Origin of the sequence: Variovorax sp. YR750, from assembly GCF_900109805.1 — a bacterium.
Classification (GTDB): Bacteria; Pseudomonadota; Gammaproteobacteria; order Burkholderiales; family Burkholderiaceae_C; genus Variovorax; species Variovorax gossypii.
Genome location: NZ_FOBJ01000004.1, coordinates 147,462 through 172,939 on the forward strand (window position 1 = coordinate 147,462; position 25,478 = coordinate 172,939).

Genomic DNA, 25,478 nt, shown 5'->3' on the forward strand with positions numbered 1-25,478 from the left:
TCGTTACATAGCCGGGGCCTGACGGGCCTTGGCAGAAGGGCTCGGACAGAGGGCCCTGTTGTAGACTGCCGGGTTTTTCGGATCACGCGCAATCGGGCGCTTTCAGGGGGCATGGAGCAAGTTTCAAGGCGCACAGGTTTCAACGGCTCGGCGCTCATTCGCTTGCTCTCAAGGCTTTCCAACGTCGACGCCCGGGAACCCGCGCAACCCACCGCCGACCGGCTGAGCCAGTGGTTCGGCTGGACCGACGCCATCTCGCTGTCCGCCGCGCTCGACGGTGCCCCGGCAACGCCGCAAACCGGCCTCCGCGCGCCCCGCAACAACGAAGAAAGCGAATGCCAGCGCGTGAAAGCCGCGCTGGCCACTGCCATCGTCGAGGACGACACCTTCGGCGCCGGCAAGGACGCAGCCTCCGACTTCACCCCCTACAAGCGCCGCTACCTGGCCCGGCAACAAGCCATGGAAGCAGGCGCGAGCACGCTGCGCGGCAAGCTGCGCGCGGCCATGGCGGCAAAGTCGCCGGCCATGGCCCGGCTCGCATCGGTCGACGTGGTCATGGCGCAGGTGCTCGAAGCGCGCGAATACAGCCTGCTGTCGGCCGTGCCGGGCATCCTCGAGCGGCACTTCGAGCGCCTGCGCAAGGCCGCCGAAGCTCCGCCGGCGGAAGCCGACGCCGAAGCATCCGAGACAGAAGACAACCCCCACAGCGCCCAGCCCACCGACGAGTGGCTGGACGTGTTCCGCAAGGACGCCCAGGACGTGCTGCTCGCCGAACTGGACTTCAGATTTCAACCGGTCGAAGGGCTGCTCGATGCCCTTCGCACCCAGGCCACCAGGACCTCATGACCCGATTCCTCCACTACGCCGTATTTGTCGCTGGCCTTGCCGTCGTGGGCTGGGTGGGCGCCGGATACATCGGCACCAACCCGCTGGCGCTGGCCGTCACGCTGATCATCGGCGCGTTCTACATCATGGGCGCGCTGGAGCTGTACCGCTTCCAGCAGGCCACCGACAGCCTGGCGCAGGCCACGGCCGACCTTTCGGCCCCGCCCGACAGCCTCGGCATCTGGCTCGACCGGCTGCATCCCTCGCTGCGCAACGCCGTGCGCCTGCGCATCGAGGGCGAACGCGTGGGCCTGCCCGGCCCCGCCCTCACGCCCTACCTCGCCGGCTTCCTGGTGCTGCTGGGCATGCTGGGCACCTTCATCGGCATGGTGGTCACGCTCAGGGGCACCGGCATCGCACTGGAAAGCTCGACCGACCTGCAGACCATCCGCGATTCGCTCTCCGCGCCCGTGAAGGGCCTCGGCCTCGCCTTCGGCACCTCGGTGGCGGGCGTGGCCGCATCGGCCATGCTCGGCCTGGCCTCTGCACTGAGCCGCCGCGAGCGCCTGCAGGCCGGGCAACTGCTCGACACGAAGATCGCCACCGTGCTGCGCGTCTTCTCGCAGACGCACCAGCGCGAAGAGTCCTTCAAGCTGCTGCAGCAGCAGGCCCACGCCATGCCCGAGATGATCGGCCAGCTGCAGGCCATGGTGCATGCCATCGAACGGCAGAACCAGTCCCTCAGCGACCGGCTCGCGGCCAGCCAGGACAGCTTCCACAGCAAGGCCGAGGCCGTGTACGGAAACCTCGCTTCCTCCGTCGACCAGTCGCTCAAGCAGAGCCTGACCGAGAGCGCGCGCGTCGCGGGCGCCGCGATCCAGCCCGTGGTCGAAGCCACCATGGCCGGCATCGCACGCGAGACGGCCGCGCTGCACCAGACCATCTCGAACACCGTGCAGCAGCAGCTCGACGGCCTCTCCGGCCGCTTCGAGGCCACCACCGACCGCGTGGCCGACACCTGGAAGACCGCGCTCGCCGAACACCAGCACACCAGCGAAGCGCTGTCGAAGGACGTGCGCGGCTCGCACGACCACTTCGCGCAGACCTTCGAGCAGCGCTCCGCCGCGCTGGTGGACAGCGTCTCCGCGCGCCTCGAAAGCACCGTCGGCAACGTGTCGAAGACCTGGGGCGACGCGCTCGCGCAGCACCAGCAGGTCAGCGAGAAGCTGTCGGGCGATGCGCACCAGGCCCTTACCTCCGCCACCGCCGCGTTCGAGCAGCACACCGCATCGCTGCTGCAGACCGTGGACCAGGCGCACGCGAAGCTGCAGACCGAGCTGGCCGCACGCGACGAACAGCGCCTCTCGGCCTGGACGCAATCGCTGGCCGACATGGGCGCCTCGCTCCACCAGCAATGGCAGCAGGCCGGCGCACACAACGCGAGCCAGCAGCAACAGCTGCTCGACACCATGGCGCAGACGGCACGCGACACGATGGCGCAGACCGAGACGCATGCGAAGAGCACCGTCGCAGAAATCGCGCGACTGCTGCAGGCCGCGGCCGAAGCACCGCAGGCCGCGTCCGACGCGATGTCGCAGATGGCACAGCGCGACGAGCAGCGCCTTGCGGCCTGGACGCAATCGCTGACCACCATGGCCGCGTCGCTGCAGCAGGAATGGCAGCAGGTCAACGCGCACCACGCAGGCCAGCAGCAGCAACTCATCGACGCGATGACGCAGACCGCTCGCGACACGATGGCGCAAACCGAAGCACACGCGAAGAGCACGGTCGCAGAGATCGCGCGGCTGCTGCAGGCTGCATCGGAGGCACCGCAAGCTGCTGCCGACGCGATGTCGCAGATGGCATCGCGCGACGAAGAGCGCCTCGCGACCTGGACACAATCGCTGACCGCCATGGCCGCTTCGCTTCAGCAGGAATGGAAACAGGTCAACGCGCACCACGCAGGTCAGCAACAGCAGCTCATCGACACGATGGTGCAGACCGCGCGCGACACGATGGCGCAGACCGAGACGCACGCAAAGAACACCGTCGCCGAGATCTCGCGGCTGCTGCAGGCCGCCGCCGAGGCACCGCAGGCCGCGGCCGATGCGATGTCGCAGATGGCGTCGCGCGACGAACAGCGCCTCGCTGCATGGACGCAATCGCTGGGCGCCATGGCCGCCTCGCTGCAGCAGGAATGGCAGCAGGCCAATTCGCACAACGCGAGCCAGCAGCAGCAGCTCTTCGACACCATGGCCCAGACCGCGCGCGACATGTCGGCGCAGACCGAGGCGCACGCGAAGAGCACCGTCACCGAGATCGCCCAGTTGCTGCAGGCCGCTTCGGAAGCGCCACGTGCCGCAGCCGAAGTGGTAACGGAGCTGCGCCAGAAGCTCGCCGACAGCATGGCGCGCGACAACACCATGCTGGAAGAGCGCAGCCGCATCCTCGAAACGCTTTCGACCCTGCTCGACGCGGTGAACCACGCCTCGACCGAACAGCGCGCGGCCATCGACACGCTGGTGTCGGCATCGGCCGAGATGCTGGAGCGCGTCGGCAGCCGCTTCACCGAGAAGGCCGAAGCCGAGTCCGACAAGATGAGCAACGTGGCCGCACAGATCGCCGGCAGCGCCGTCGAAGTGGCCAGCCTGGGTGAGGCCTTCGGCCTCGCGGTGCAGCTCTTCAGCCAGTCGAACGACAAGCTCGCGGCCCACCTGCAGCGCATCGAAGGCGCGCTGGGCAAATCGATCTCGCGCAGCGATGAACAGCTCGCCTACTACGTCGCGCAGGCGCGCGAGGTGATCGACCTGAGCATCATGTCGCAGAAGCAGATCGTCGAAGACATGCAGCAGATCGCCAGCAGGCAAGAGAAGCAACTGCAGGCGCCCGTGGACAGCGAAGCATGATGGGCACCCGCGAAGACATCGAGGCCGGCTTCGACGAGCCCGGCGTGCCGGTATGGGCCGTGTTCGGCGACCTCATGGCCGGCCTGCTCGGCGCCTTCGTGCTCATCCTCGTGTGCGCGCTCGGCATGCAGATGGAGCTGGCGTCGAAGCTGGAAACCGAAGTCAAGCAGCGACAGGCCGAAGCCAAGCGCCTGCAGACGCTCGAACAGGCCCTGGCGGCACCGCTTGCCGCCGGCCGCGTGACGCTGACCAACGGCCGCATCGGCATCAGCGGCAACGTGCTGTTCGCCTTCAACTCGGCCGAGCTGCAGCCCGAGGGCAAGCAGCTGCTCAAGAGCCTGGCCGCGCCGTTGACCACCTATCTCAAGTCGCGCGACGAGATCCTGATGGTGAGCGGCTTCACCGACGACCGGCAGATGCGCGACAACGCACGCCAGTTCGCGGACAACTGGGAGCTGTCGGCACAACGCGCACTGACCGTGACGCGCTCGCTGATCGAGGCCGGCGTGCCGTCATCGACGATCTTCGCCGCCGCCTTCGGCTCCGAGCAGCCCGTGGCGTCGAATGCCGACGCGGATGGCCGCTCGAAGAACCGTCGCGTGGAAATGGCACCCACGCCGCGCCCTTCTTCTTCCAGCGCCAACGCGAAGCCTCGTGACTGAGCAGGAAGACGCCACCGCTCGCGACACCGGCGCCATGGTCGCCGCGGCGCTCGCGCGTGGCGACCAGCGCTTCGATCCGGTGCGCTTTCGCGTCATCGAGGCGATGGCCCGGCGCGCGGCTGCGCTCGATGGCGAAGTGCGGCGCATCGTCGACGACAAGGTGATCGCGCTGCTTGCGGCGTATGGCGAGGATCTGGAGAAGGCGAAGTCCGCGGAAGCTGCGGAGCAGCCGGCTGAGCCCGAGCGCGACGCATTCGCTGAGCTCATCGAGCACATCGCGAAGCATGCGCCGGCTGCCGTCGACGTTCCCGCAACAACGGCAACAACGGCAGCAACGGCAGCGAAGACAACAGCGACGGGCAAGGCAGCGCCTCGCCCCTCTTCTCGCGCTGCAGCGCCTGCGCCAGCCGCCGAGCTGAAGTCGATCCGCTACTTCAAGAGCACGTGGTCCAAACTCAGCGCCGACCGGCGGCTGAATCAGTCGCGCGCGAAGGTGCCCCAGAACGCCGGCCCGCTCAACTCGCACCAGCTCGTGCACCGCTCTCTCACGCTCATGCGCGACATGTCGCCGGAGTACCTCAACCGGTTCATGGCGTATGTCGATGCGTTGTCGTGGGTCGAGCAGCTGAATGGTGCTGCTGCAGCGGCGAATGCTGCGAGCCCGCGTGCCGAGGGCGCGAAGAAGAGCGGTCGCGGCAGCAAATCCGGCTGAGGACTCTACTCGCTCAGCCGAAGCAGCTCAAGGCCGCCGCGCCTGCACCGTCTGGCGCGACCAATACACGCCATCGAGCCGATCGAGCCGCACCACGCCGCCCGTCGAAGGCGCATGCACGAAGCGCCCTCCTCCAACGTAGATGCCCGCATGCGATGGCGTGGAAGAGCCGAAGAGCACGAGATCGCCAGTGCGAAGCTCGGACACGGCCACCGGGCTGCCGAAGGCCGTCATGCGCGCCACCGTGCGAGGCGGCGATTCACCCACGCTGTTGAGGTATACGTAGCCGATGAGCCCGCTGCAGTCGAAGCCGCCGTCGGGCGTGTTGCCACCGTAGCGGTACGGCGTGCCCACGAGGCCGAGCGCATGGATCGCGATGCTGTTCGATTGCTCGGCCGTCAACGTGCTGGTTCCGCCGATGACGGGCCCGGGGCCGCCGCCTTGCCGTGGTCCCGAGGGGCTCGCACAGCCGATGAACAGAAGGCAGGCCCCTATCGAAAGAAGCCGAAGCAGCCACTGCTGCAATGTGGTGGTGGATGGGGGTGTCGGCACAGGCGCGTCGTACATGTCGGATGGCTGGGCTCGTGAACCTGCACGAACTCTAGCGCGGAATGCGACGGTTTCCTGAAGATGCCGCCCCTCCGCGGCCCGCACTGCTGCGCGGGCGCCACGGAGGGAAGTGTGGGCAAGAGGCCTGCGCGTGCCTCCTGCGCGTTCTTTTGGGTCTCTTTTCTTACTTGCTTACTCTGCGGCGGGCGCGTTGACCGCGTCCTTCAGCGCCTTGCCGGCGGTGAACTTCGGCGCCTTGCTGGCCTTGATGGTCATCGGCTCGCCGGTCGAAGGGTTGCGGCCCGTGCGCTCGGGACGGCTGGCCACGGCGAAGGTGCCGAAGCCGATCAGTTGCACCGTGTCGCCCTTGGCCAGCGCGCGCGACAGGTTGTCGATGGCGGAGTCGAGCGCGCGGGCGGCGTCGGCCTTGCTCAGGTTGGTGTCCGTGGCGATGGCGGCGATGAGGTCGGTCTTGTTCAAAACGGGTGTCTTTCTTTGGTCGGACGATGGATGGATTGAAATGAAACAGGTGCGCACGGAGCGCACCGGGCTCGAACTTTAAACGCCCCGTCGGGGAATGAAGACACACACCCGCGTTTCAAAAGTGAAACATCGTGATCGATGCACGTTGTGGATGCACGAAACTCCGGCCCGGACTGGATGAAAAGTACCGACGATGACGCTGTTCGAACGTTTTCGGGCCTGGCAGGACCACAGGCGCTGGCACCGGCTCGCATGCGAGCGTGCGCTGGCCGAGTTCGCGCTCACGCACGCGGAGCGGACGGTTGGGGCACATGTGCTGCGGCTTGGCGCGCAGGAAGCGGTGGTTCGCGTGATGTACGCCAATGGGCGGATACCGCTTGGGCGCTGCTGGTATGCGGTGCCGCGCGATGGTGGGGCCGTGCGGGAGTTGTCGTTCGAGGACGTGGCGCTGATGGAGTCGCCCTGGCGGTGAGATAGCTTTGCCGATTCGATCGGCCTCGACTGGCTTTTCCATGTGCAAGGTAGGTAGATAACATCCCCGCGATGAAGAAAGCGGCAAGGAGCTCTGCCAAAACGCGAACCCAGCGGCAGTTGATTCGCATGGCACTACGCGGCTGGGGCAGCGAAAAGCGCTGGCGCGCCATCGTCGAACTGCAGATGCGCGGATCGCCTCAGATGCTCGAGTTTGTGCAACGGCTGTCAGGCAATGCCAGCTGGAGACGCAGGGCTCTCGGCCTCTATGTCGCATCCCAACTACGCAAGCAAGTACGCAGCGCCGAATTCGGCAGCACCGAATACGGTATGGACGCGACACAGGCACTGCTGCTTGCCGGCCTGCATGATCCGCACGACGAGGTGATTTGTGCGGCGGCCTCAGGACTCGGCCATCGGCCGCATCCCGCGGCATTGCCGGAACTCGTGCGACTGTCGGCTCACCGCAATGAGTCGGTCCGGTGGAATGTCGCGGTCGCGCTGGGCCGGTACCCTGAACCCGCCTCCATTGAAGCGTTGTGTCGACTCGCAGCCGATGCCGACGATGACGTACGCAACTGGGCCACCTTCGGCCTGGGAACAGCCCACGAAGAAGACACGCCAGAGATTCGCGACCTTCTGTGGAATAACCTGGAAGACAGAGATGCCGAGGTCCGCGGCGAGGCGCTCGTTGGACTGGCGGCGCGAGGTGATGCAAGAGCTATCGACTATCTGGTCGAGCATCTGGACGCCGACTGCCGGGTGTATGAGTTGGAGGCTGCAGAGAAGCTGGCGAGCACCTTGCTGCTGGAAGCATTGCAGGCAATTGCACGAGACCGGGGCTCGCCGAAGCTCGATAGCTATTGGTCTGGTCGCCTCCAGGCGGCCATCGCAGCGTGTACCGCGAGCACGGCCTAGATGATCTGACTGGCCTAAGAACGGAAAACCAGCAACAGATTGTTCGCAGGCATCGCATGCCGCTCCCGCAACACGAGCCCCGCCCTCCGCGCCTCCACAGCCACATCCTCCAGCCACCGAATACCCCACTCGGGATTCCGCGCACGCAGGTCTTCATCGAACGCGATGTTGCTCGGCGCCGTCGGCACTCCGTCTTCGATGTAGGGCCCGTACGTGACGAGCACCCCGCCGGCACGCAGATGCCGCGCGGCCCCTTGCATCAGCGCGGCGCATGTGGCCCAAGGCGAGATGTGCAGCATGTTGGCGCAGAAGATCGCGTCGAACTGCTTTTCTTCTTCTGTTGCTGCTGCGAACGCAAAGCCCTCCGATGGCCATCGAGGCGCCATCACGTCGAGCAGCAGCGGCGGGCGCAGATTGGGCAGCGCGGCCTCCTCGACGCGGCTTGCCATTGCGGGCAGCATGCGCGCGTCTGCGTCGGTGGGCTGCCAGGTCCATCTGCCCAACGCAGCCGCGAACCACGCTGCGTGCTGGCCCGTGCCGGATGCGATCTCCAGGGCGGCGCCCTCGTCGCCGAGGATGCCGGTCAACGCGTCGAGGATCGGCTGCTTGTTGCGGTCGGCGGCAGGGCTGTGGGGAAGACTGGACATTTGAATTTGAAGAGAAAGAGTGGCTGGGCGAGATCGGGAACTGCAGTTTGTACCCGCAGTTGGCCCCACGCTCGGCGCTGCGGGGCTGACCGGGCCACACCCGTGCGACTTGCGCCCCTACCCCGCCGCCACGATCACATGCGCCTGGATCTTGCCTGCCACCGGGCCTTCGCCATGACGGCTCGCAATCGCCTGTGCCGCGCGGTCCGTGGCCAGCTGGAGCGCGTTGGCGTCGCGCGACTCGATCTCGTTGCGCAGCGGCGTTCCCTGGCAATAGGCGGTGGCGACCTCGCGCGCCGAGGGTGAGCGGCTGAGCTTCTCGCGCGTGTCGATCTGGATGCTGGCGAAGCCTGCGCGGCTCAGGTCTTCGCGGATGAGCGCGACGTCGTGATAGCCGTGCGGCGTGCGCGCCAGGAAGCGCGGAGGGTCTTGCGGGAACAGCCCGGCCATGGCGTTGGTGACCTCGTCGGCAAAGGCGTTCTCCTCGATGCGGTCCCACACGTTGAAAACGAAGCGCCCACCCGGCCTCAACACACGGCGCGCTTCGGCATAGCCAGCGGTGCGGTCGGGGAAGAACATCGCGCCGAACTGGCAGCAGACGACATCGAACGAGGCATCTTCGAACGGCAGCTTGAGCGCGTCCGCCTGCCGCCATTCGATGTTGATGTTGCCGGTGCTGCTGCCGCTGTTGCCATCGGCGCCGTCGCCCTGCCGGGTGGCGGCGTAGTCGAGCATGGGCTGGTTGAGGTCGGTCACCACGTAGCGCGCGCCGGCGCCGAGCCTGGGCGCAAGCGCCCGCGTGACCACGCCGCTGCCGGCCGCCGTTTCGAGCACCGCGCCGGGCGAAGAGGCCGCGACCAGCTCCGCCATGTCGAGGGCATAGGCCTCGAAGATCAGGGGGACCATGAGCGTGTCGTAGAACTTCGGGATCGAACCCGCGAATACCTTGTCGGTTTCGGCCATGGGGTGTCTCCTTGAAAGGTGGTCTGGGCGGTGCCCTTGGTTAGCCCGTTGGGGCTACCGATCCGTCGCGAGCCTAGTTTCTACAACGGACAGACCGCGTGATTGAGCACTGTCGACGATACACAATGGTGACCCTGTGTGCTTACCTCGTCAACGTCATGCTGCGAGCGGCTCAAGCCAATCGTCGACAAGGACCTCAGTCTGCCCCTTTTCGGCATGCCATTCGACGTAAGAAATTCCGGAGCTGCACAAGACGACCTCTTGTTGTCGTGGAAGTGCCTTAGGGCTAGATCGCCATTACACAGGAGATGCATCCCTACAGTGACATTCGTCATCGACTGCTGTCTGATCTAGTTGCAGGCTCGCCGCCAGACCGTGATGGCTGTCCTATCCAACTTCAACGTCTCGAATCAATACTCGCTCAGGTACCGCGATATCGCTCACCCTACAGTGTTCAACGTAACTCAAAGTGAGAACCGCGAGACGCGGATCCTATATTGACCCTTGAGCTTACAGCTTCTTAGGGCTCGATAGCCAAGCGGCAAAACCGGGTTCAATATCGTCCGCGAATGCAATCAACCCTGCGAGCTCTCGTTGTTCCTCTGCACTCAGTTTTCCCAAGACCATGCGATGGTACATGGCGCGTATCTCACGCTTGCGAGTCCGCCCGATTGATAGCTGGTGATCTGCTGTTAGTGTCACTCCAGTAACGACTCTTCGCCCTGCACGAGAGGCGAAGACAGTCTTCCCTTCATTCAATTTCAGTTGGGGATACTTCAAGTCCGCAACGATCTTTGACACAAGGCTCGGATAATTTTTGAGTGCCCCCGAACGACACACTGAGAGTGCTAAGTCATCAGCGTAGCGGGTATAGCGGACACCATCCGCTGCGGCAACAGACGAGAGCTGCGTGTCGAAATCAAACATCACGCTGTTCGATAGTAGGGGAGAGCTTGGGGCTCCAATACAAAGTCTCAGAGGCCCTTGCCGCCCTGGCGCCCAAGTACATACGTAGGCGATCAACTTTATCGCAGACGCGTCGTACTGCTGCCCGCAGTGAATCTTAAGGTGACGAATGATGTCGGTCATGAGGATGGACGGGAAGAAATTCCTGAAGTCCATCTTGAGCAAGTAGTCGCTATCTACATGCCGTAGCGCGTTGTTCTTTATCGATGCTCCAGGGCGATATGCGGTCGCAGCTTCGTGGAGCGGCAAGAGTGGCCCGAAATGTGCCATGAGCCACCGCTGAATTGCCTTTACCTCTCGGGCAGGTTGCGCAACTTCGCGAAGCCCGCCGCTACGCTTCGGTATGTAAAAGACTTTGTATCGTATGGGCGCAGTGCGAACGATGCTCTGCAGATGGTTGGGCAGCATGCCAAAGTCGGACGACATCTGAGAAAGAAGATCGTTAGCTCCGAGCATGGCGCTTCCTTACCTCTTGAATTGCACGAAATCGCTTCTTGTCGTTCTGCGCGTAGTCTGCTATCTGGTCAACCCTGAAGCGAGATAAATCAACCGTTCCCTCGCGGATATGAAACCAGTAGAACTGTCTATCCTCAATACCAACGTAGAACCTCTGATCTCCCTTTGGCTCCACCGCAATTAGTTCGACTTTCTCCAAGAGAAAGAGATACTGCTTCAGTTCTGATTCTGTCTTGGCATGATCAAGTTGCTCAAGAATGCCTCGGATTTCGCGCAGAGTTAGCGCCGAGCAAAGACTAAGAAGGTCACAGATCAAGAGTGCGGTGTCGAACCATGACGTTGGCCTAAACGCATGCTCTGGCGCCGGCTTTTTGGCACGCTTCAAGATAGCCTCAGCCAATTCAGGTTGCAGTTCCTGCGCTGCTTTGGGGTCGAACTTGAACTGGCGATCTACTTCGACCATCCAACGGTGACATTCGGCAGAGTTACCGTGAAACTTTTCGAGGTAATCAACGGGACCTAACTTGATGAAGGAAGCGCTTTTGTAGTGGTTCGTCTCAATAAAAACGAGCAACTTTCCTTGAAATTCCTCCACCACGGAAAATAGCCCAAGCTCCGCGATGGACCCCGGGCTTTCGAGTACCAAGACGATGACTGAGGAGAGTTCTGCCAAGTGCCGCTCGAAAGAGACGAGGTCTCGATAGATGGACTCATGAGACCAGTCCTTGTAGTGTTCGGCTACGCGTATGCGCTTCTCTATCGCACTGTCTTTGGCCAGTTCCCGATACATCGCGTCTCGGATAGAAACCGGCTCGTAAGATCGGATATCGGTTTGTCCACCGCACAAAAAAATGAAGCCCTGATAGGGCTTCAATCGTGACGACTGCAGGTCAATCTTTGCAAAAAGTTCGTCCCTCATCACGTATGTGCAAGAAAAGCTCTTACCTTAAATTGCGCGGTGAAACCGGCTTCGGGTTCTCCGAGTGCCCGCAGGAGATCCCGAAGCCGGTTTCACCGCGGTAAATGCACTCAATCATTGAAAGTCTGGCGAATCGCCCGACTGTTTCTACGTGACCCATCCGTAGAGCGCGTAAGAACTGCACGATCGTATCGATCCTTTTGGCAGCATGTCAAGCCTTGCGACGACAGAAGACTCCTCGTTGATGTCCGCTAGTCTCCGCGGTCATCCTCAAAGAAAAGGCTTCGGTATGTGATCTTGGCCTGCCTCAGTCGGCTCTCGACTTGCTCTCTGAGCCAGCTCCACAAGTCAGCCCCCTGATCGGCGCACGTAGAAATGTCGATGCATGCGTCAGTTGCCTCCTGGCATATCTGCTCTTCCCCATCGTCGTCGTAGTAGTAGATCTCCTCCACGGACATCAAATCCTTCCCGTCATACTGAGTCCGGATATAGATTTCCTCATACGTGACCATCTGGGTCCCTCCTATAAGCGCGTCTGGCAATTTTTCCTGCTGAACACTTGCTACCTCGGGATGTAACCCATCCCTTCGCTGTCATCCAATAGAGTGCTTAGTGCTGGAACGCATCAGCCCGCACTCTCCTGAAACAACTCTACCGCCTCCCGCGCCAAATCAGAAGCAATCCAAAGCAGATTCTCCCGATGCGCCTCCCCCGCATCCTGGAACCATCCGTCCCCGGCGCCGTAGAAGCACCAGAGCAGCGAGTTCAACTGCTCCAGCTTGTTCTCCAGAAGACCAGACGGGTCCCGTGTCGTGGTGGTCGCGTCCGCGGATGCCGGCTTTGCAGGCCCGGCCATAATTCGTTTAGCCATTTGGTGTGCCCTTTCCAAGGTATCGCACGTCATTTGGTTAGACGGTCAAGGTGTTCGCGCACCTTGGCCGTCGCCTTTTGCGCCTCACGTTCGCGTCGATGCAAGTCGCACCAACAGCCCGCCGCAAGGCAACGCGGTTCACTCAAGAGAAGTCTTTGTGTGCTCTGCCCTCCATGCCCACTTGGTGGGTCGTTCAACCACAGGGGCATTCACTGTATAGAAGACCAGCCCCGCGCAGAAATAACTTTCTGCCCAGAATTTCTCGATTCCTTCGAGTAATCGCGAGGCCGCAGCGCCAGTCCACAAAGCGCTGACAGTGGCCGGGTCAATCAGCGAAAAAGAGGCAGCAGAAGCAGCGGCATCAGCTCAGGAATCGCGCCCGAATTCGCGCGCATGTTCCACCGCGTACTTGATGAGTTCCGCCTGCCCCTCGATGCCCAGCCGGCGCTTGATGCTCTGCCGGTGCGCCTCCACCGTGCGCACGCTCAGGCCCAGTTCGCGCGCGATCTGCTTGCTCGATTCGCCCCGGCCCAGGGCCGAAAGAATCTCGCTCTCGCGCGGGGTGAGCAGCGGCCTGGGCTCCTGCGTGCGAAACAGTTTTTTCGACACGGCCGGGCTCAGGAATGTGCCGCCGGCCGACACGGCCTCTATGGCCGCGACTATCTCCGCCGCGGGCGCGTCTTTCAGCACGTAACCGCGCGCGCCCACCTGCAGGGCCTTCTGCACGTACTCGGGGTTGTCGTACATGCTGAGCATCACGATGTGCGTCGCGCTCTGGCGCTGCAGCAGCACTTCCGCGAGCTCGATGCCGTTCATGTCCTTCATGCCGACGTCCATCAGCATCAGGTCGGGCCGCACGCTGTCGACCAGCTCCAGCGCCTCGGCGGCGCTGCCGGCCTCGCCGACGATCTCCAGGTTGGGCATGGAGCCGAGCCGGGCGCGCAGGCCGTCGCGTACCAGCGGGTGATCGTCGACAAGAAAGAGCCGGATGGTCTTGGCGGTGGTCATGCTCTGGCGCCTGATGCAGGCGCGTGTGCCTGCTGTTTCTGTTCGGCCGCTGCTGCCCTCGCGCTGCGGGCGGGCACCTCGGCCTCGATGGATGTGCGCCCGGCGTTGCTGCACATGGTGAGCCGCCCGCCAATGGCTTCCATGCGCTCGCGCATGTTGCGCAGGCCAATGCCGCGCCGGGGGTCGAGCTGCACGGCCTCGATGTCGAAGCCGGTGCCGTCGTCGCTCACTTCGAGCCGCACGCCTTCTTCCTCGTCGAAGTTCAGCGCAATGTGCACGTGCTGCGCGTTGGCGTGCTTGCGCACGTTGGTCAGCGCCTCCTGCGTGAGGCGGAAGAGCGCGGTCTTCACCTCGGGCTGCAGCTCGAAGGATTCGCCGCCGATCATCATCGAGGCATCGACGCCGCCGCCCTCTTCCCTGAACTCGTCGACCAGCCGCTCCAGTGCGGCGGGCAGGCCCAGGGTGTCGAGCAAGGCGGGGCGCAGCCGGTGCGAAATGCGGCGCACCTCTATCAGCGAATCGTTGAGCCGCTGCAGCGCCTTCACCAGCGCGGGCGGCGTGGGCTGCTGCTGGCGGTCGAGCGACTCCACTGCCGATTCGATCAGCAGCTTGGCCGACACCAGCGTCTGGCTGGTGCCGTCGTGCAGCTCGCGCGCGAGGTGACCGCGCTCTTCTTCCTGCGACTGCACCACGCGCCGCGCGAGCAGGCGCAGCTTGGCTTCGGCCGTGCGGTGTTCGCTGAGGTTGAGCAGCAGGCCGGCGGCGCTGACCACGCCGAGGCACAGCGCGGCAATGCCGGCTATCCACAGCAGCGTGGCGGTGACGTTGGCGTTCACCTGCCGGTCGAGGGTGTCCATGGTCGACTGGATGTCGTCGAGGTACAGGCCGGTGCCCACCATCCAGTTCCAGCGCGGCATGGCGGTCACGTAGCCGAGCTTGGGCGCCAGCTGCGCGCTCGATGGCTTGCGCCATTCGTACTCGACGTAGCCGCCGCCGTTTTCCTTCGCGCCCTTGATCAGCTCCTGGATGGTGTAGCGGCCATGCGAGTCGCGCAGTTCCCAGAGGTTCTGCCCGACCAGCTCGGGCTGGCGCGAGTGCATGAGGGACTTGCCCTCCAGGTCGTACACGAAGAAGTAGCCGTCGTCGCCGTAGTTGAGCGCGGCCAGCCGGCGCAGGGCCTCGTTGCGGGTGGCCTCGTCGTCCTGGCCCGATTCGTACAGCGGCATCAGGTTGCTGACGGCCAGGTCCACGTAGCTGCGCAGCTCGCTGCGGCGCTGGGCCATGTAGCTGTTCTCGATGAGGGCCCGCTCGCGCTGGGCGAGGTCGTTCTCCTGGTGGCGCACCGCAAGGGCCACCAGCACCAGCGCCAGGAGCAGCGGTGCGACGGCGAGCGCAACGATCTTGGTGCGGAGGTTCATCGGGTGGCAAGGCTACCACCGCGCCTGGAGGCCGCCAGGTCGGGTCAGCCGCCGACGGCAGCAGGCACCGATGCCCGCCTGAACTCCGTCGCGTAGTAGAGCAGCGCCACCAGCACGTAGCCGCCACCCAGCAGGCACAGCCCGCCCCAGCCATGGAAGGCGTACACGGCGGCCGCGATGCCCGAGGCCACCGCCGCGCAGATGAAGATGAAGGTCATGAACAGCCCGTTGATGCGGCCGCGCAGCTCGGGCGCCAGCATGAACAGGCTGCGGAAGTTGAGCACCTGGCACAGCTGCACGGCGCCGTCGAGCAGGATGCCCGCCGCGACCAGCCCGGCCAGCGAGTGGTAGTGCATGGAAACGGCGCCCAGCACGAACGAGAGCAGCGCGACGACGATGGCCCAGCCGGTGGCGGCCCGCGTCCAGCCCCTGTCGGCCAGCCGGCCCGCCACTGGCGCGAGCAATGCGCCGGCCGCACCCGCCAGCGCGAACAGCGCGATGCCGCCCTGCCCCATGCCGAACTCGTGCACCAGCGCCAGCGGCACGGCCGTCCAGAAGGCCTGGAAGCCGGAGAACATCATTCCCTGGTAGAGGCTGCGCCTGCGCAGCAGCGGCGTGTTCCACACGATGCTGGGCAGCGAGGCCATGGTGCGCGCGTAGCCCACCGAGGCATGCGGGTGCCGCCGGGGCAGCACGCGCCACAGCACGGCGATGAGCGAGGACATCAGCACGGCCGACAGGCCGAACACCGCGCGCCAGCCCAGCGCCGACGCCACCACGCTGGCGAAGGGCCGAGCCAGCATGATCCCGCCCAGCAGCCCGGCCATGATGTTGCCGACCACCTTGCCGCGCGTGGCCTCGGGCGCGAGGTGCGAGGCGAAAGGCAGGAGCACCTGAGCCGCGACAGCGCAGGTGCCCACCACGAAAGAAGCCGCCAGGAAGGTAACGGCCGAGCCCGACAGCGCAATGCCGACCAGCCCGATCACCGCGCCGGCCAGCGCGCCGATGATGAGCTTGCGGTTCTCGACCACGTCGGCCAGGGGCACCAGCAGCAGCAGGCCGGCGCCGTAGCCGAGCTGGGTGAGTGTCATGATGAGCCCGGCCAGGCCGGCGTGCAGTTGCAGCGTGTCGGAGATGGGGCCGATCAGCGGCTGGGCGTAGTAGATGTTGGCTACGCACAGCCCGCAGGCGACGGCGAACACGAGCGTGAGCGCGGGCGTGAGCCCCGGAGCGGAAGGATAGGCAGCGTGGGCCGCTGGGGCCGTGGAGGATGAAGAGGACACGGAGGAATCCCGGTTGCCGGTTGCGAGAAGGCTGGATTCAGGGTTAACCCGAAGGCCGGGCACCTTAGCACGCGCAGCCGGTTTCTGCTGGCGTGGGCCCTGTGCAGGCCCTCGGGACAACTACGCCTCAGTCGACCGTGGTCGGCCGGCCCGAGGCCACCCAGGCGTCGAGCCCGCCCGTCAGCGGCAGGGCCCGCCGCGCACCGCGCGCCAGCAGCACGCGCGCGGCCTGTGCGGCCGACACCTCGTTGGGGCAGTTGCAGTACAGCACCACGTCGCGCCCCGCCGCATGCGACAGGTCGAGGCTGCGCTGCTGCAGCGCCTTGAGCGTGTAGGCCTGCGCCCCCGGAATGCGGCGCGGGTCGACCTGCACGCCGGCCTTGCCGCGCACGTCGATCACCAGCGGCGGCTCCTCGCCGCTCAGCAGCTCGTGCAGCTCTTCCACCGAGATGCGCGGCATGCCCGTGAGCCGCATGAAGGCGCGCCGGCGCCAGTAGCGCACCGCGAGGATCACCAGCAGCACCACCGCCAGCGCGGCGGTGGCGACGCCGCCGGCCTGCGCCATGATGGCCAGCACTTCCTGGATCTGGTTGCGGAACACCCAGCCCAGCCCGAGGAAGAGCCCGGTCCACACCAGCGCCGCGCCAATGTCGAAGCCGATGAAGCGCCGCACCGACATGCCCAGCGCCCCGGCCATCGGCGGTGCCACCACCGACACGCCCGGCACGAACTTGGCGGCAACCAGCGAGAGCCCGCCCCAGTCGGAAATGAGAGATTCGCCGCGCCGCACGCAGGAGTCGGGAGAAAGGGAGATGCGGCACAGCAGGCGCATGAAGCGGTAGCCGAAGCGTCGCCCGGCATAGAACCACGCCCCGTCGCCCAGCAGGTTGGCGATGACGGCCGCCAGCACCACGCCGGCCACCGAGACATCGCCCGCCGCCAGCAGCGCGCCCGTGAGCACCAACACCGCCGCCGCCGGCACCGGCAGCCCCAGGCGCGCAGCGAAGCTGGCGGCGAAAACCACCAGGATCGCGTTCTGCACGAGCAGGGACATCAGCTGTGCCATGGCTGCCCTTGTGGCCCGGATGCGGGTGAGATCTGCGGAGGTTGCGTGCTGTTCATGCCGGCAGCGATTCTCGGGCATGGCCCAAGAACGTACCGGGCACAGGCCATTGGCGGATGGCTCCAGCCGGCGTCAAACAGCGTCAACCGGCGGTTTTTTCAGGGGTGCGCGACACGCTGAAGCCGAAGGTATTCAAGCCCCCCTGGCTCGATGCGCTGACCTGCCCGCCATGCATGCTCGCCACGGCCTTCACGATGGCCAGCCCCAGCCCGTGGCCGTGGTGCTCGCCGCCGTCGTTGCGCGCCTCGTCGACACGGTAGAACCGGTCGAACAGGTGCTGCAGATGCTGCCCGTCGATGGGCGCGCCGGGGTTCGAAACCGTGATCCAGGTCGCGGCGGCCTCCTCGCGAAGCGTGACGGTGATCCGCGCGCCCGGCTTCGAATGCTCGATGGCGTTCTGCAGCAGGTTCGACATGGCGCGGCGGAAGAGCGCGCTCTCCAGCCGCGCCTCGGCGAGCACGTCGCCCTCGATGACGACCTGCGCGCGCGTCTCGTCGAGCACGAACTCGAAGAACTCGATGGTCTTGCGCACCTCCTGCGCCACCGGCGTGAGCACCAGCCCTGTCGCCACCTCGCCGCGGTCGGCTCGCGCGAGGAAGAGCATGTCGTTGACGATGGAGCGCACCCGCTCCAGGTCTTCGAGGTTGGCCTGCAGCACCTCCTGGAACTCGCCCGCGCTGCGCTGGCGCGAGAGCGCCACCTGGGTGCTGCCGATGAGGTTGGCCAGCGGCGTGCGCAACTCGTGCGCCACGTCGGCGTTGAACGATTCGAGCTGGCCGTAGGCTTCTTCCAGCCGGCTCAGCGCGCCGTTGAAGGCCTCGGCCAGCGCCGAGAGCTCCACGGGCAAAGGCTCCGCGCGCAGCCGCTGCGACAGTGTCTTGGGCCGAAGCGCCTGCGCCTCCTTCGACAGCCGCTCCAGCGGCCTCAGCCCGACCCGCGCGATCCAGTAGCCCGCGAAGGCCACCACCAGCACCGCGCCCAGCCCGAGCGCGACCAGCGCGCTCAAGAAGGCCTGCCGCGTGCGCGCATAGGGCTCGGTGTTGCGACCGACGATCAACCGTACCGCGGGCCGCTGCTCGAAGGGATCGATGTGCACGGAGAGCGTGCGGAACGGCCGCTCCTGCCCCGGCAGTTCGATCACGCTGGTGTGGCCGTTGGCCTCGCGCGTGAGGCCGTCGATCTCAGCCAGGCCCTTGCCGTACTGAAAGCGCGGATCGTCGCTGAGCACCCAGAAGCGCACGCTGCCGTCCTCGGGCGTGAGCGCGTCCATGCGCGCCTGCACGCGCGACCAGCGCTCGGGGCTGCCGATGGCCTTGATCCAGAACTGCAGGCTCTTGAGCGTGGTGTCGAGTTCTTCGTATTGATGCCGCTCCAGCTCGCGCGCCAGCACGTTGTGCAACGCGAAGCCGGCCAGCGCGAAGGTCGCGAGCGCCACGGCCGCGAACATGATCACCAGCCGAGCGGTGATGGAGCGCTTCACGACGCGGCGCCCTCCCCGCCGCTCTCGCGTACCTCCATCACGTAGCCCATGCCGCGGATGGTGTGCAGCAGCTTCGGGCTGAAGGGCACGTCGATCTTGTCGCGCAGCCGCTTGATGGCCACTTCGACCACGTTGGTGTTGCTGTCGAAGTTCATGTCCCACACCAGCTCGGCGATGGCGGTCTTCGAGAGGATCTCGCCCTGGCGGCGCGCCAGCACCGCGAGCAGAGCGAACTCCTTGGCCGTGAGGTCGATTCGGGTGCTGCCCCTGAAGGCCTTGCGCGCCAGCAGGTCGATCTGCAGGTCGGCGATGCGCAGCTGCATCGGCTCCTGCTTGCGGCCGCGCCTGTTCAGCGCCTGCAGCCGCGCAAGCAGCTCGAGAAAAGAAAAGGGCTTGACGAGGTAGTCGTCGGCCCCTTCGTGCAGGCCCTTGATGCGGTCTTCGACACGGTCGCGCGCGGTGAGCATGATGACCGGCGTCTGCTTCACGGCGCGCAGCGCGCGCAGCACCGAGAAGCCGTCCTGGCCCGGGAGCATCACGTCGAGCACGATCACGTCGTACTCGTGCGTGAGCGCTAGGTGCTGGCCGTCGATTCCGTTGTGTGCCATGTCGACGGCGCAGCCCTGCTCGGTCAGCCCCTTGGAGAGGTAGTCCGCGGTTCTCAGTTCGTCTTCGACTATCAGGATCTTCATGGCGCGTTCTGCCTTCTTGTCTTCGTCTCCACCCCTTCCGGCATCAGCCAGCATCAACCGGCATCAACCCGCGTTCATCCGTGCACCTCGGCAGGCACGGGAGCCTTGCCTTCCTTCGCGGCCTTGCGGGCCTTGCGCGCTTCCTTGCGTCGCATGTACCAGTAGTGGGCGCGGTCGAGGTATAGGTAGACCACGGGCGTCGTGAACAGGGTGAGCGCCTGCGAGAGTATCAGCCCGCCGACCATCGCGTAGCCCAGCGGCCGGCGCAGCTCGGAGCCCGAGCCGTGGCCCAGCATCAGCGGCAGGCCCGAGAGCAGCGCGCACATGGTGGTCATCATGATCGGGCGGAAGCGCAGCAGGCAGGCCTGGTAGATGGCGTCGTGCGGCGTCATGCCCTGCTCACGCTCGGCCTTGAGCGCGAAGTCGATCATCATGATGCCGTTCTTCTTCACGATGCCGATGAGCAGGATGATGCCGATCAGCGCGATCACGCTCAGGTCGTAGCCGCCCGCCATCAGTATCAGCAACGCGCCCACGCCGGCCGAGGGCAGCGTCGAGAGAATGGTCAGCGGGTGGATGTAGCTCTCGTACAGCAGGCCCAGCACGATGTACACCGCCACCAGCGCCGCCGCGATCAGGTAGGGCTGCGTGGCCAGCGAGTCCTGGAAGGCCTGCGCCGTGCCCTGGAACGAACCGGTGAGCGACTGCGGCAGCCCCATGTCGGCCTGGGCCTTGTTGATGGCGTTCACCGCGTCGCCCAGCGCATGGCCCGGCGCGAGGTTGAACGAGATGGTCACGGCCGGGAACTGGCCCTGGTGGCTGATCGACAGGTAGGCGGTCTTGCTGGTGTCCACCTTCACGAAGGTCGACAGCGGCACCTGCTGGCCGGTGATGGGCGAGTTGAGATACAGCTTGCTGAAGAGCGCCGGGTCCTGCTGCAGCGCTGGCGTTACCTCGAGCACCACGTGGTAGCTGTTGAGCTGCGTGAAGTACTGCGCCACCTGGCGCTGGCCGATGGCGTCGTACAGCGTGGCGTCGATGACGGCCGGCGAGATGCCGAAGCTCGATGCGCGGTCGCGGTCGATGGTGAGCACGGCAGAGGCCGCGGCGTTCTGCTGGTCGGTGGCCAGGTCGGTGAGCTCGGGCAGCTGCTTGAAGCGCTCGAGCAGTTTCGGTGCCCAGGTGTTGAGCTCGTCGAGGTTGGCGTCGGTCACCGTGTACTGGTACTGCGTGCGCGAGGCCCGACCGCCCACGCGGATGTCCTGGCCCGCCTGCAGGAACAGGTTCACGCCCTGCACCTTGGCCAGCTGCGGGCGCAGGCGCGCGATGATCTCGTCGGCGGTGGCGGTGCGGCCTTCGTCCTTCGGCTTCAGGCTGATGAAGAAATTGCCGGTGTTGTAGGTGGACGAACTGCCGTTCATGCCGAAGCCGGTCACGTCGGGGTCCTTGCGCACCACGTCGGCCAGCTCGAGCATGCGGGCGTTCATCGAGGCGAAGGAGGCGTCCTGCGCCGACTCGGCGAAGCCCGAGATGAAACCGGTGTCCTGCTGCGGGAAGAAGCCTTTGGGAATGAACACGAAGAGCACGCCCGTGGCCGCCACCGTGGCGATGAAGGTCATGAGCGTGATGAACTGGTGGTCGAGCACCACGTGCAGCCCGCGCTTGTAGGCGCCGAGCATGGCGTCGAAGCCGCGCTCGAAGAGCTGGTAGAGCCGCCCGTGCTGGCTGCCGTGCTCGTTCTTCAAAAAGCGCGAGCACAGCATGGGCGTGAGCGTGAGCGAGATCACCACGCTCACCACGATGGTGAGCGTGACCGTCACCGCGAACTCGCGGAAGAGCCGCCCCACGATGCCGCCCATGAGCAGCAGCGGAATGAACACCGCCACCAGCGACACCGAGATCGAGATGATGGTGAAGCCGATCTCGCCCGCGCCTTTGTACGCGGCCTCGACCGCCGACATGCCCTCTTCCACGTAGCGGTAGATGTTCTCGAGCATCACGATGGCGTCGTCCACCACGAAGCCGACCGCGATGGTCAGCGCCATGAGCGAGAGGTTGTCGAGGCTGTAGCCCAGCAGGTACATCACCGCCACCGTGCCCAGCAGCGCGAGTGGCACCGTCACGCTGGGGATGAGCGTGGCCGGCACGTTGCGCAGGAACACGTAGATCACGCCCACCACCAGCGCGATGGTCAGCAGCAGCGTGAACTCCACGTCCTTCACCGAGGCGCGAATGGTCTGGGTGCGGTCGATGATGGCGTTGACGTCCACCGTCGGCGGGATCGAGGCCTTCAGCCTGGGCAGCGCGGCGTTGATTCGGTCCACCGTCTCGATGACATTGGCGCCCGGCTGCTTGGTGATGGCGAGCACGATGGAGCGGCCGTTCTGCACGGTGCTGCCCTCGGGCGCGGCGGCGCCGGCATAGGCCCAGCCGGCGATCTTGGCGTTCTCGGGGCCGTCGACCGCCACGCCCAGGTCGCTCACGCGGATGGGCGCGCCGTTGCGGTAGGCCAGCACCACGTCGTTCCAGGGCTTGGCCTTCAGCAGCTGGTCGTTGGTGTAGACGGTGAAGCTCTGGTTGGGCCCGTCGATGGTGCCCTTGGGCGCGTTGACGGTGGCCGAGGCGAGCACGGTGCGCACGTCTTCCAGGCCCAGGCCCAGCGCCGCGAGCTTGGCCGGGTCGACCTGGATGCGCACGGCCGGCTTCTGCACGCCGCCGATGTTGACCAGGCCCACGCCCGAGATCTGCGATATCTGCTGCGCGAGGATGTTGTCGGCGTAGTCGTTCACCTCGGTGAGCGGCAGCGTCTTCGACTGCACCGAGAGAATGAGGATGGGCGCGTCGGCCGGGTTCACCTTGCGGAAGGTCGGCGGGCTCGGCAGGTTGGCGGGCAGCTGGCCGGTCGATGCATTGATGGCGGCCTGCACGTCGAGCGCGGCGGCGTCGATGCTGCGGTCGAGGTCGAACTGCAGCGTGATCTGGGTGGAGCCGAGGCCGCTGGTCGAGGTCATCTGCGACAGCCCCGCGATCAGCGAGAACTGCCGCTCCAGCGGCTGCGCCACGTTGGAGGCCATGGTCTCCGGACTGGCGCCCGGCAGGTTGGCCGAGACCTGGATGGTCGGAAAGTCGACCTGCGGCAGCGGCGCCACCGGCAGCAGCGGGAACACCGCCGCGCCGACCAGCAGGATGGCCAGCGCCAGCAGCGTGGTGCCGATGGGGCGCTTGATGAATGCGGCGGAGATGCTCAATTGCTGCTCCCGCTGCTGGTGGCGACCTTCGCCGCGTCCTTCACCGCGTCCTTGACGGCACTCTTCGCGGCGGCCGGTGGCTCGACGATGGTGGCGCCGGGCTTGAGCTTGTACTGGCCGTCGACCACCACGCGCTGGCCGGCCTCCAGGCCCTTGTCGATCACGGCCGTGCCGTCGGCGATCTGCACCACGTGCACCGGCACGTTGGCGACCTTGTTCTCGGCATCGACCGTCCAGACGTAGGTGCTGTCCTGGCCGCGCTGCACGGCGGCGGCGGGCAGCGTGAGCGAATCGGCCCTGCGGTCGAGCTGCAGCCGCACGTTGACGTACTGGCCGGGCCACAGCGTGTGCTGCGGGTTGGTGAAGCTGCCCTTGAGCTGCACGGTACCGCTGGTGGTGTCGATCTGGTTGTTCAGCAAGATCAGCTTGCCGGTGCCCAGCATCTGCGTGCCGCTGCGGTCGTAGGCCACCACCGAGAGCGGCTGGCTGCTCTGCTGCTGCACGCGGTTGATGTCCTGCACCGCGTCCTCGGGCAGCGTGAACTGCACGGCGATGGGGTCGATCTGGTTGATGACCACCAGCCCGTTGGTGTCGGCCGCATGCACGATGTTGCCCGGGTCCACCAGCCGCGCGCCCACCCGACCGTTCATCGGAGAAGTGATGCGCGTGAAGCTCAGTTGCACCTCGGCGTACTGCACCTGGGCCGCGTCGTTCTGCACCGCCGCTTCGAGCTGGTTGACGAGGGCCTTCTGCGTGTCGACCTGCTGCTGCGTGGCGGCGTCCTGCGCGATCAAGGTGGTGTAACGCTTGAGGTCGGCGCGGGCGTTCGTCAGCGTGGCCTGGTCCTTTGCCTTGGTGGCCTGTGCCTGCGCGAGCTGGGCTTGCAGCGTGCGCGGGTCGAGCTGGGCGAGCAGCTGGCCGGCCTTCACGTCCTGCCCCTCGACGAAGCCGACCTTGTCGAGCTGGCCGTCGATGCGCGCCTTGACGGTGACGGTGGCCATCGAGGCGACGGTGCCGATGCCGGAGCGGTAGACCTGCACGGTCTGGGTGGCGACGCGTGCGGTGGTCACCTGAACGGGCGGCGTCTTCGGTGCGTCGGGCTTGGCGGCGTTGGCTGCGTGGTGGGTGAGCGCCCAGGCGCCGCCGCCGAGCACGAGCACGAGCGCGGAGGCCGCGAGCCAGGTGGATCGGCGTTGGTACAGGGGGTGCGTGGTGGTGTCTGGGGTCGTCATGGCATCAATTCCCGGTAGTCGTTGTGGCGGCGTTCCAGCCGCCGCCCGTGGCCGCGATCAGCGAAACGCTGGCGGCCAACTGGCGGCCGAGCACCTGCGCGGCCGTGCGCTGGTTGGTGAGCGAGAGCGTCTGCGCCGTCACCACGCTGAGGTAGGTGGCGGTGCCGGCGCGGTACTGGCTCAACGCCATGCGCTCGGCGAGCTGCGCGGCGCGCACGGCATCGGCCTGCAGCGCGGATTCGTTGTCGAGCACGCGCAGGGTGGCGAGGTTGTCTTCGACCTGCTGGAAGCCCGCGAGCACGGTCTGCTTGTATTGCGCGACGGAGGCGTCGTAGGCGGCCACGGCCTGGTCGGTGTGGGCCTTGCGCAGGCCGCCGTCGAACACGGTCTGCGCCAGCGCAGCGCCCAGCGACCACACGCGGCTGGGCGTGTTGAACAGCGTGCCCAGGGTGGCCGCGCTGAAGCCGCCGCTGGCGCTGAGCACGATCTGCGGGTAGTAGGCGGCCTTGGCCACGCCGATGTTGGCGTTGGCCGCCTGCACGCGGCGCTCGGCGCCGGCGATGTCGGGGCGGCGCTCCAGCAGCTCCGAAGGCAGGCCGGCGGGCGTGACCGGCAGCTGCAGGTGCAGCGCGGCGGCGGATGAAAGCGATTCGGCCGTGGGCGGCTGCGACGAAGTCTCGAGCGGCGGCAGCGAGAACGACGCGGGCGCCTGCCCCGTCAGCACCGCGATGGCGTGCTCCAGCTGGCTGCGCTGCGCGTCGAGATCGACGGCCTGGGCCTGCGCGGTCTTGAGCTGGCTCTCGGCCAGCGCCACGTCGGAGCGCAGCACGGTGCCGGCCGCGTACTGGTGCTGCGTGAGTTCTAGCGCCTTGGCGTAGGCGGCGGTAGTGCTGGCGTACAGCTCACGCTGCAGGTCGATCACGCGGATCTGCAGATAGTCCTGCGCCAGCGTGGTCTGGATGCTGAGCCGCGCGCCGGCGAGGTCGTCGGCGCTGGCCTGCTGGCTCGCGTTGCCGGCCTCGACAGAGCGGCGCACCGCGCCCCAGATGTCGGGCTCCCAGCTCGCGGCCAGCCCGAGGGTGTCGGTAGTGCCGAGCTTGACGGTGCCGGTGCTGTTCGACTGCGCGCGGGTGGCGCCGGCATTGAGGCCGACGGTCGGGAAGAAGCCGGCACGCGCCGCCGCGGTGATGGCCTGCGCCTCGCGGTACTGGGCCTCGGCGACGCGGATGTTCTGGTTGGCCGCGTTGGCTTGAACAATCAGTGAGCTGAGCGTGCTGTCGCCGTAGACCTCCCACCAGGGATGGTCGGCGTCGATGGTCTGCGGGGCGGCGGTCTTCCAGGGGCCGCCGGTTTCCTTGAAGGCGGCGGGCACGTCCACCTGCGGGCGGACGTAGTCGGGACCGACGGCGCAGCCCGCGAGTAGCGCGACGGCCAGCGCCAGGGCCGTGCGCGAAAGAAGAGATGCGTCTGGTAGGGCCATGATGAAGGCACTCTAGGCACCCCCATCAAACCCCTCGCTGTCGGTTAACTGACAGTTCTGACAGTTTCGGCTCTCCCCCAGGCTGCGCGCACCTCGTGTCGCTTCGCCCACCCCCTTCCGGGGGCAACACCTGCGGCCCGGCGAAGCCGGTTCCACGGTGTTCCTG

Annotated in this window: 22 protein-coding genes; 6 read left to right on the forward strand and 16 right to left on the reverse strand. The window is 66.1% G+C overall.

Annotated features, from left to right (window positions below; translation table 11 throughout):
• The first annotated feature begins 111 nt into the window (after positions 1 to 111).
• The 4 genes from BMY35_RS09810 to BMY35_RS09825 are packed head-to-tail and all read left to right on the forward strand — an operon-like array spanning position 112 to position 5,105.
• On the forward strand, positions 112 to 846 hold the full coding sequence (locus BMY35_RS09810) for a DUF3348 domain-containing protein (RefSeq protein WP_093197575.1): 735 nt from the start codon (positions 112 to 114) through the stop codon (positions 844 to 846).
• Entirely contained in the window at positions 843 to 3,731 is a 2,889-nt protein-coding gene (locus BMY35_RS09815; RefSeq protein ID WP_093197577.1) for a DUF802 domain-containing protein, read from the forward strand. The genes BMY35_RS09810 and BMY35_RS09815 overlap by 4 nt, the downstream gene beginning before the upstream one ends.
• Complete coding sequence (locus BMY35_RS09820; RefSeq protein WP_093197580.1) at positions 3,728 to 4,393, forward strand: OmpA family protein; 666 nt, start codon at positions 3,728 to 3,730, stop codon at positions 4,391 to 4,393. Before BMY35_RS09815 ends, BMY35_RS09820 begins: the two co-directional genes overlap by 4 nt.
• Positions 4,386 to 5,105, forward strand: a complete 720-nt coding sequence (locus tag BMY35_RS09825) for a DUF2894 domain-containing protein (protein ID WP_256228287.1) — start codon at positions 4,386 to 4,388, stop codon at positions 5,103 to 5,105. The genes BMY35_RS09820 and BMY35_RS09825 overlap by 8 nt, the downstream gene beginning before the upstream one ends.
• A 27-nt stretch (positions 5,106 to 5,132) precedes the next feature.
• Here BMY35_RS09825 and BMY35_RS09830 read toward each other — a convergent pair whose 3' ends face one another.
• Positions 5,133 to 5,672 carry a C40 family peptidase gene (locus BMY35_RS09830; protein WP_093197582.1) on the reverse strand — a complete coding sequence of 180 codons (540 nt, stop codon included), beginning with the start codon at positions 5,670 to 5,672 and terminating at the stop codon, positions 5,133 to 5,135.
• 174 nt (positions 5,673 to 5,846) lie between these two features.
• Positions 5,847 to 6,134 carry an HU family DNA-binding protein gene (locus BMY35_RS09835; RefSeq protein WP_093197585.1) on the reverse strand — a complete coding sequence of 96 codons (288 nt, stop codon included), beginning with the start codon at positions 6,132 to 6,134 and terminating at the stop codon, positions 5,847 to 5,849.
• A 196-nt stretch (positions 6,135 to 6,330) separates the two neighbouring features.
• On the opposite strand from BMY35_RS09835, the gene BMY35_RS09840 reads away from it, so the two are divergent.
• Positions 6,331 to 6,609: a hypothetical protein gene (locus BMY35_RS09840; protein ID WP_093197587.1), complete on the forward strand. Its 279-nt coding sequence runs from the start codon at positions 6,331 to 6,333 to the stop codon at positions 6,607 to 6,609.
• Between the two features lie 71 nt (positions 6,610 to 6,680).
• Positions 6,681 to 7,526: a HEAT repeat domain-containing protein gene (locus BMY35_RS09845; RefSeq protein ID WP_093197590.1), complete on the forward strand. Its 846-nt coding sequence runs from the start codon at positions 6,681 to 6,683 to the stop codon at positions 7,524 to 7,526.
• A gap of 14 nt (positions 7,527 to 7,540) precedes the next feature.
• Here the strand turns inward: BMY35_RS09845 and BMY35_RS09850 are convergent, their stop codons facing one another.
• The 14 genes from BMY35_RS09850 to BMY35_RS09920 form a co-directional block, all read right to left on the reverse strand.
• A complete protein-coding gene (locus BMY35_RS09850; protein WP_093197593.1) occupies positions 7,541 to 8,173 on the reverse strand; it encodes a DUF938 domain-containing protein in 633 nt (210 codons plus the stop codon).
• A 117-nt stretch (positions 8,174 to 8,290) separates the two neighbouring features.
• Positions 8,291 to 9,136 (reverse strand): class I SAM-dependent methyltransferase, encoded by an 846-nt coding sequence (locus tag BMY35_RS09855; protein ID WP_093197595.1) that lies wholly within the window; start codon positions 9,134 to 9,136, stop codon positions 8,291 to 8,293.
• 510 nt (positions 9,137 to 9,646) lie between these two features.
• The gene (locus tag BMY35_RS09860; protein ID WP_093197597.1) at positions 9,647 to 10,558 is read right to left on the reverse strand and encodes a retron St85 family RNA-directed DNA polymerase; all 912 of its coding nucleotides are present in this window, start codon (positions 10,556 to 10,558) and stop codon (positions 9,647 to 9,649) included.
• Positions 10,545 to 11,477 carry a retron St85 family effector protein gene (locus BMY35_RS09865; RefSeq protein ID WP_093197600.1) on the reverse strand — a complete coding sequence of 311 codons (933 nt, stop codon included), beginning with the start codon at positions 11,475 to 11,477 and terminating at the stop codon, positions 10,545 to 10,547. The genes BMY35_RS09860 and BMY35_RS09865 overlap by 14 nt, the downstream gene beginning before the upstream one ends.
• A gap of 625 nt (positions 11,478 to 12,102) precedes the next feature.
• Positions 12,103 to 12,348, reverse strand: a complete 246-nt coding sequence (locus BMY35_RS09875) for a hypothetical protein (RefSeq protein ID WP_093197605.1) — start codon at positions 12,346 to 12,348, stop codon at positions 12,103 to 12,105.
• 366 nt (positions 12,349 to 12,714) lie between these two features.
• Positions 12,715 to 13,356 carry a response regulator gene (locus tag BMY35_RS09880; protein ID WP_093197607.1) on the reverse strand — a complete coding sequence of 214 codons (642 nt, stop codon included), beginning with the start codon at positions 13,354 to 13,356 and terminating at the stop codon, positions 12,715 to 12,717.
• A complete protein-coding gene (locus BMY35_RS09885) occupies positions 13,353 to 14,774 on the reverse strand; it encodes a cache domain-containing protein (protein ID WP_093197610.1) in 1,422 nt (473 codons plus the stop codon). Before BMY35_RS09885 ends, BMY35_RS09880 begins: the two co-directional genes overlap by 4 nt.
• A 44-nt stretch (positions 14,775 to 14,818) precedes the next feature.
• Positions 14,819 to 16,057, reverse strand: a complete 1,239-nt coding sequence (locus BMY35_RS09890) for an MFS transporter (RefSeq protein WP_093197612.1) — start codon at positions 16,055 to 16,057, stop codon at positions 14,819 to 14,821.
• Positions 16,058 to 16,184: 127 nt separating this feature from the next.
• Positions 16,185 to 17,123, reverse strand: coding sequence for a DedA family protein/thiosulfate sulfurtransferase GlpE (locus BMY35_RS09895; protein WP_093197615.1), 939 nt, complete (start codon positions 17,121 to 17,123; stop codon positions 16,185 to 16,187).
• A gap of 139 nt (positions 17,124 to 17,262) precedes the next feature.
• On the reverse strand, positions 17,263 to 18,660 hold the full coding sequence (locus BMY35_RS09900) for a heavy metal sensor histidine kinase (RefSeq protein WP_093197617.1): 1,398 nt from the start codon (positions 18,658 to 18,660) through the stop codon (positions 17,263 to 17,265).
• Entirely contained in the window at positions 18,657 to 19,352 is a 696-nt protein-coding gene (locus BMY35_RS09905; protein ID WP_093197620.1) for a heavy metal response regulator transcription factor, read from the reverse strand. The genes BMY35_RS09900 and BMY35_RS09905 overlap by 4 nt, the downstream gene beginning before the upstream one ends.
• 74 nt (positions 19,353 to 19,426) lie before the next feature.
• Positions 19,427 to 22,600 (reverse strand): efflux RND transporter permease subunit, encoded by a 3,174-nt coding sequence (locus BMY35_RS09910; RefSeq protein WP_093197622.1) that lies wholly within the window; start codon positions 22,598 to 22,600, stop codon positions 19,427 to 19,429.
• Positions 22,597 to 23,832 (reverse strand): efflux RND transporter periplasmic adaptor subunit, encoded by a 1,236-nt coding sequence (locus BMY35_RS09915; protein WP_093197625.1) that lies wholly within the window; start codon positions 23,830 to 23,832, stop codon positions 22,597 to 22,599. The genes BMY35_RS09910 and BMY35_RS09915 overlap by 4 nt, the downstream gene beginning before the upstream one ends.
• A gap of 4 nt (positions 23,833 to 23,836) precedes the next feature.
• Positions 23,837 to 25,312, reverse strand: a complete 1,476-nt coding sequence (locus tag BMY35_RS09920; protein ID WP_093197629.1) for an efflux transporter outer membrane subunit — start codon at positions 25,310 to 25,312, stop codon at positions 23,837 to 23,839.
• Positions 25,313 to 25,478: the final 166 nt, after the last annotated feature.

Excerpts from the sequence above, each read along its gene's own strand:
- BMY35_RS09915 (WP_093197625.1), bottom strand. The coding sequence starts at position 23,832 with ATGACGACCCCAGACACCACCACGCACCCCCTGTACCAACGCCGATCC.
- BMY35_RS09845 (WP_093197590.1), top strand. The coding sequence starts at position 6,681 with ATGAAGAAAGCGGCAAGGAGCTCTGCCAAAACGCGAACCCAGCGGCAG.
- BMY35_RS09815 (WP_093197577.1), top strand. The coding sequence starts at position 843 with ATGACCCGATTCCTCCACTACGCCGTATTTGTCGCTGGCCTTGCCGTC.
- BMY35_RS09860 (WP_093197597.1), bottom strand. The coding sequence starts at position 10,558 with ATGCTCGGAGCTAACGATCTTCTTTCTCAGATGTCGTCCGACTTTGGC.
- BMY35_RS09895 (WP_093197615.1), bottom strand. The coding sequence starts at position 17,123 with ATGGCACAGCTGATGTCCCTGCTCGTGCAGAACGCGATCCTGGTGGTT.
- BMY35_RS09885 (WP_093197610.1), bottom strand. The coding sequence starts at position 14,774 with ATGAACCTCCGCACCAAGATCGTTGCGCTCGCCGTCGCACCGCTGCTC.
- BMY35_RS09840 (WP_093197587.1), top strand. The coding sequence starts at position 6,331 with ATGACGCTGTTCGAACGTTTTCGGGCCTGGCAGGACCACAGGCGCTGG.
- BMY35_RS09810 (WP_093197575.1), top strand. The coding sequence starts at position 112 with ATGGAGCAAGTTTCAAGGCGCACAGGTTTCAACGGCTCGGCGCTCATT.
- BMY35_RS09880 (WP_093197607.1), bottom strand. The coding sequence starts at position 13,356 with ATGACCACCGCCAAGACCATCCGGCTCTTTCTTGTCGACGATCACCCG.
- BMY35_RS09850 (WP_093197593.1), bottom strand. The coding sequence starts at position 8,173 with ATGTCCAGTCTTCCCCACAGCCCTGCCGCCGACCGCAACAAGCAGCCG.
- BMY35_RS09865 (WP_093197600.1), bottom strand. The coding sequence starts at position 11,477 with ATGAGGGACGAACTTTTTGCAAAGATTGACCTGCAGTCGTCACGATTG.
- BMY35_RS09820 (WP_093197580.1), top strand. The coding sequence starts at position 3,728 with ATGATGGGCACCCGCGAAGACATCGAGGCCGGCTTCGACGAGCCCGGC.
- BMY35_RS09830 (WP_093197582.1), bottom strand. The coding sequence starts at position 5,672 with ATGTACGACGCGCCTGTGCCGACACCCCCATCCACCACCACATTGCAG.
- BMY35_RS09905 (WP_093197620.1), bottom strand. The coding sequence starts at position 19,352 with ATGAAGATCCTGATAGTCGAAGACGAACTGAGAACCGCGGACTACCTC.
- BMY35_RS09920 (WP_093197629.1), bottom strand. The coding sequence starts at position 25,312 with ATGGCCCTACCAGACGCATCTCTTCTTTCGCGCACGGCCCTGGCGCTG.
- BMY35_RS09855 (WP_093197595.1), bottom strand. The coding sequence starts at position 9,136 with ATGGCCGAAACCGACAAGGTATTCGCGGGTTCGATCCCGAAGTTCTAC.
- BMY35_RS09875 (WP_093197605.1), bottom strand. The coding sequence starts at position 12,348 with ATGGCTAAACGAATTATGGCCGGGCCTGCAAAGCCGGCATCCGCGGAC.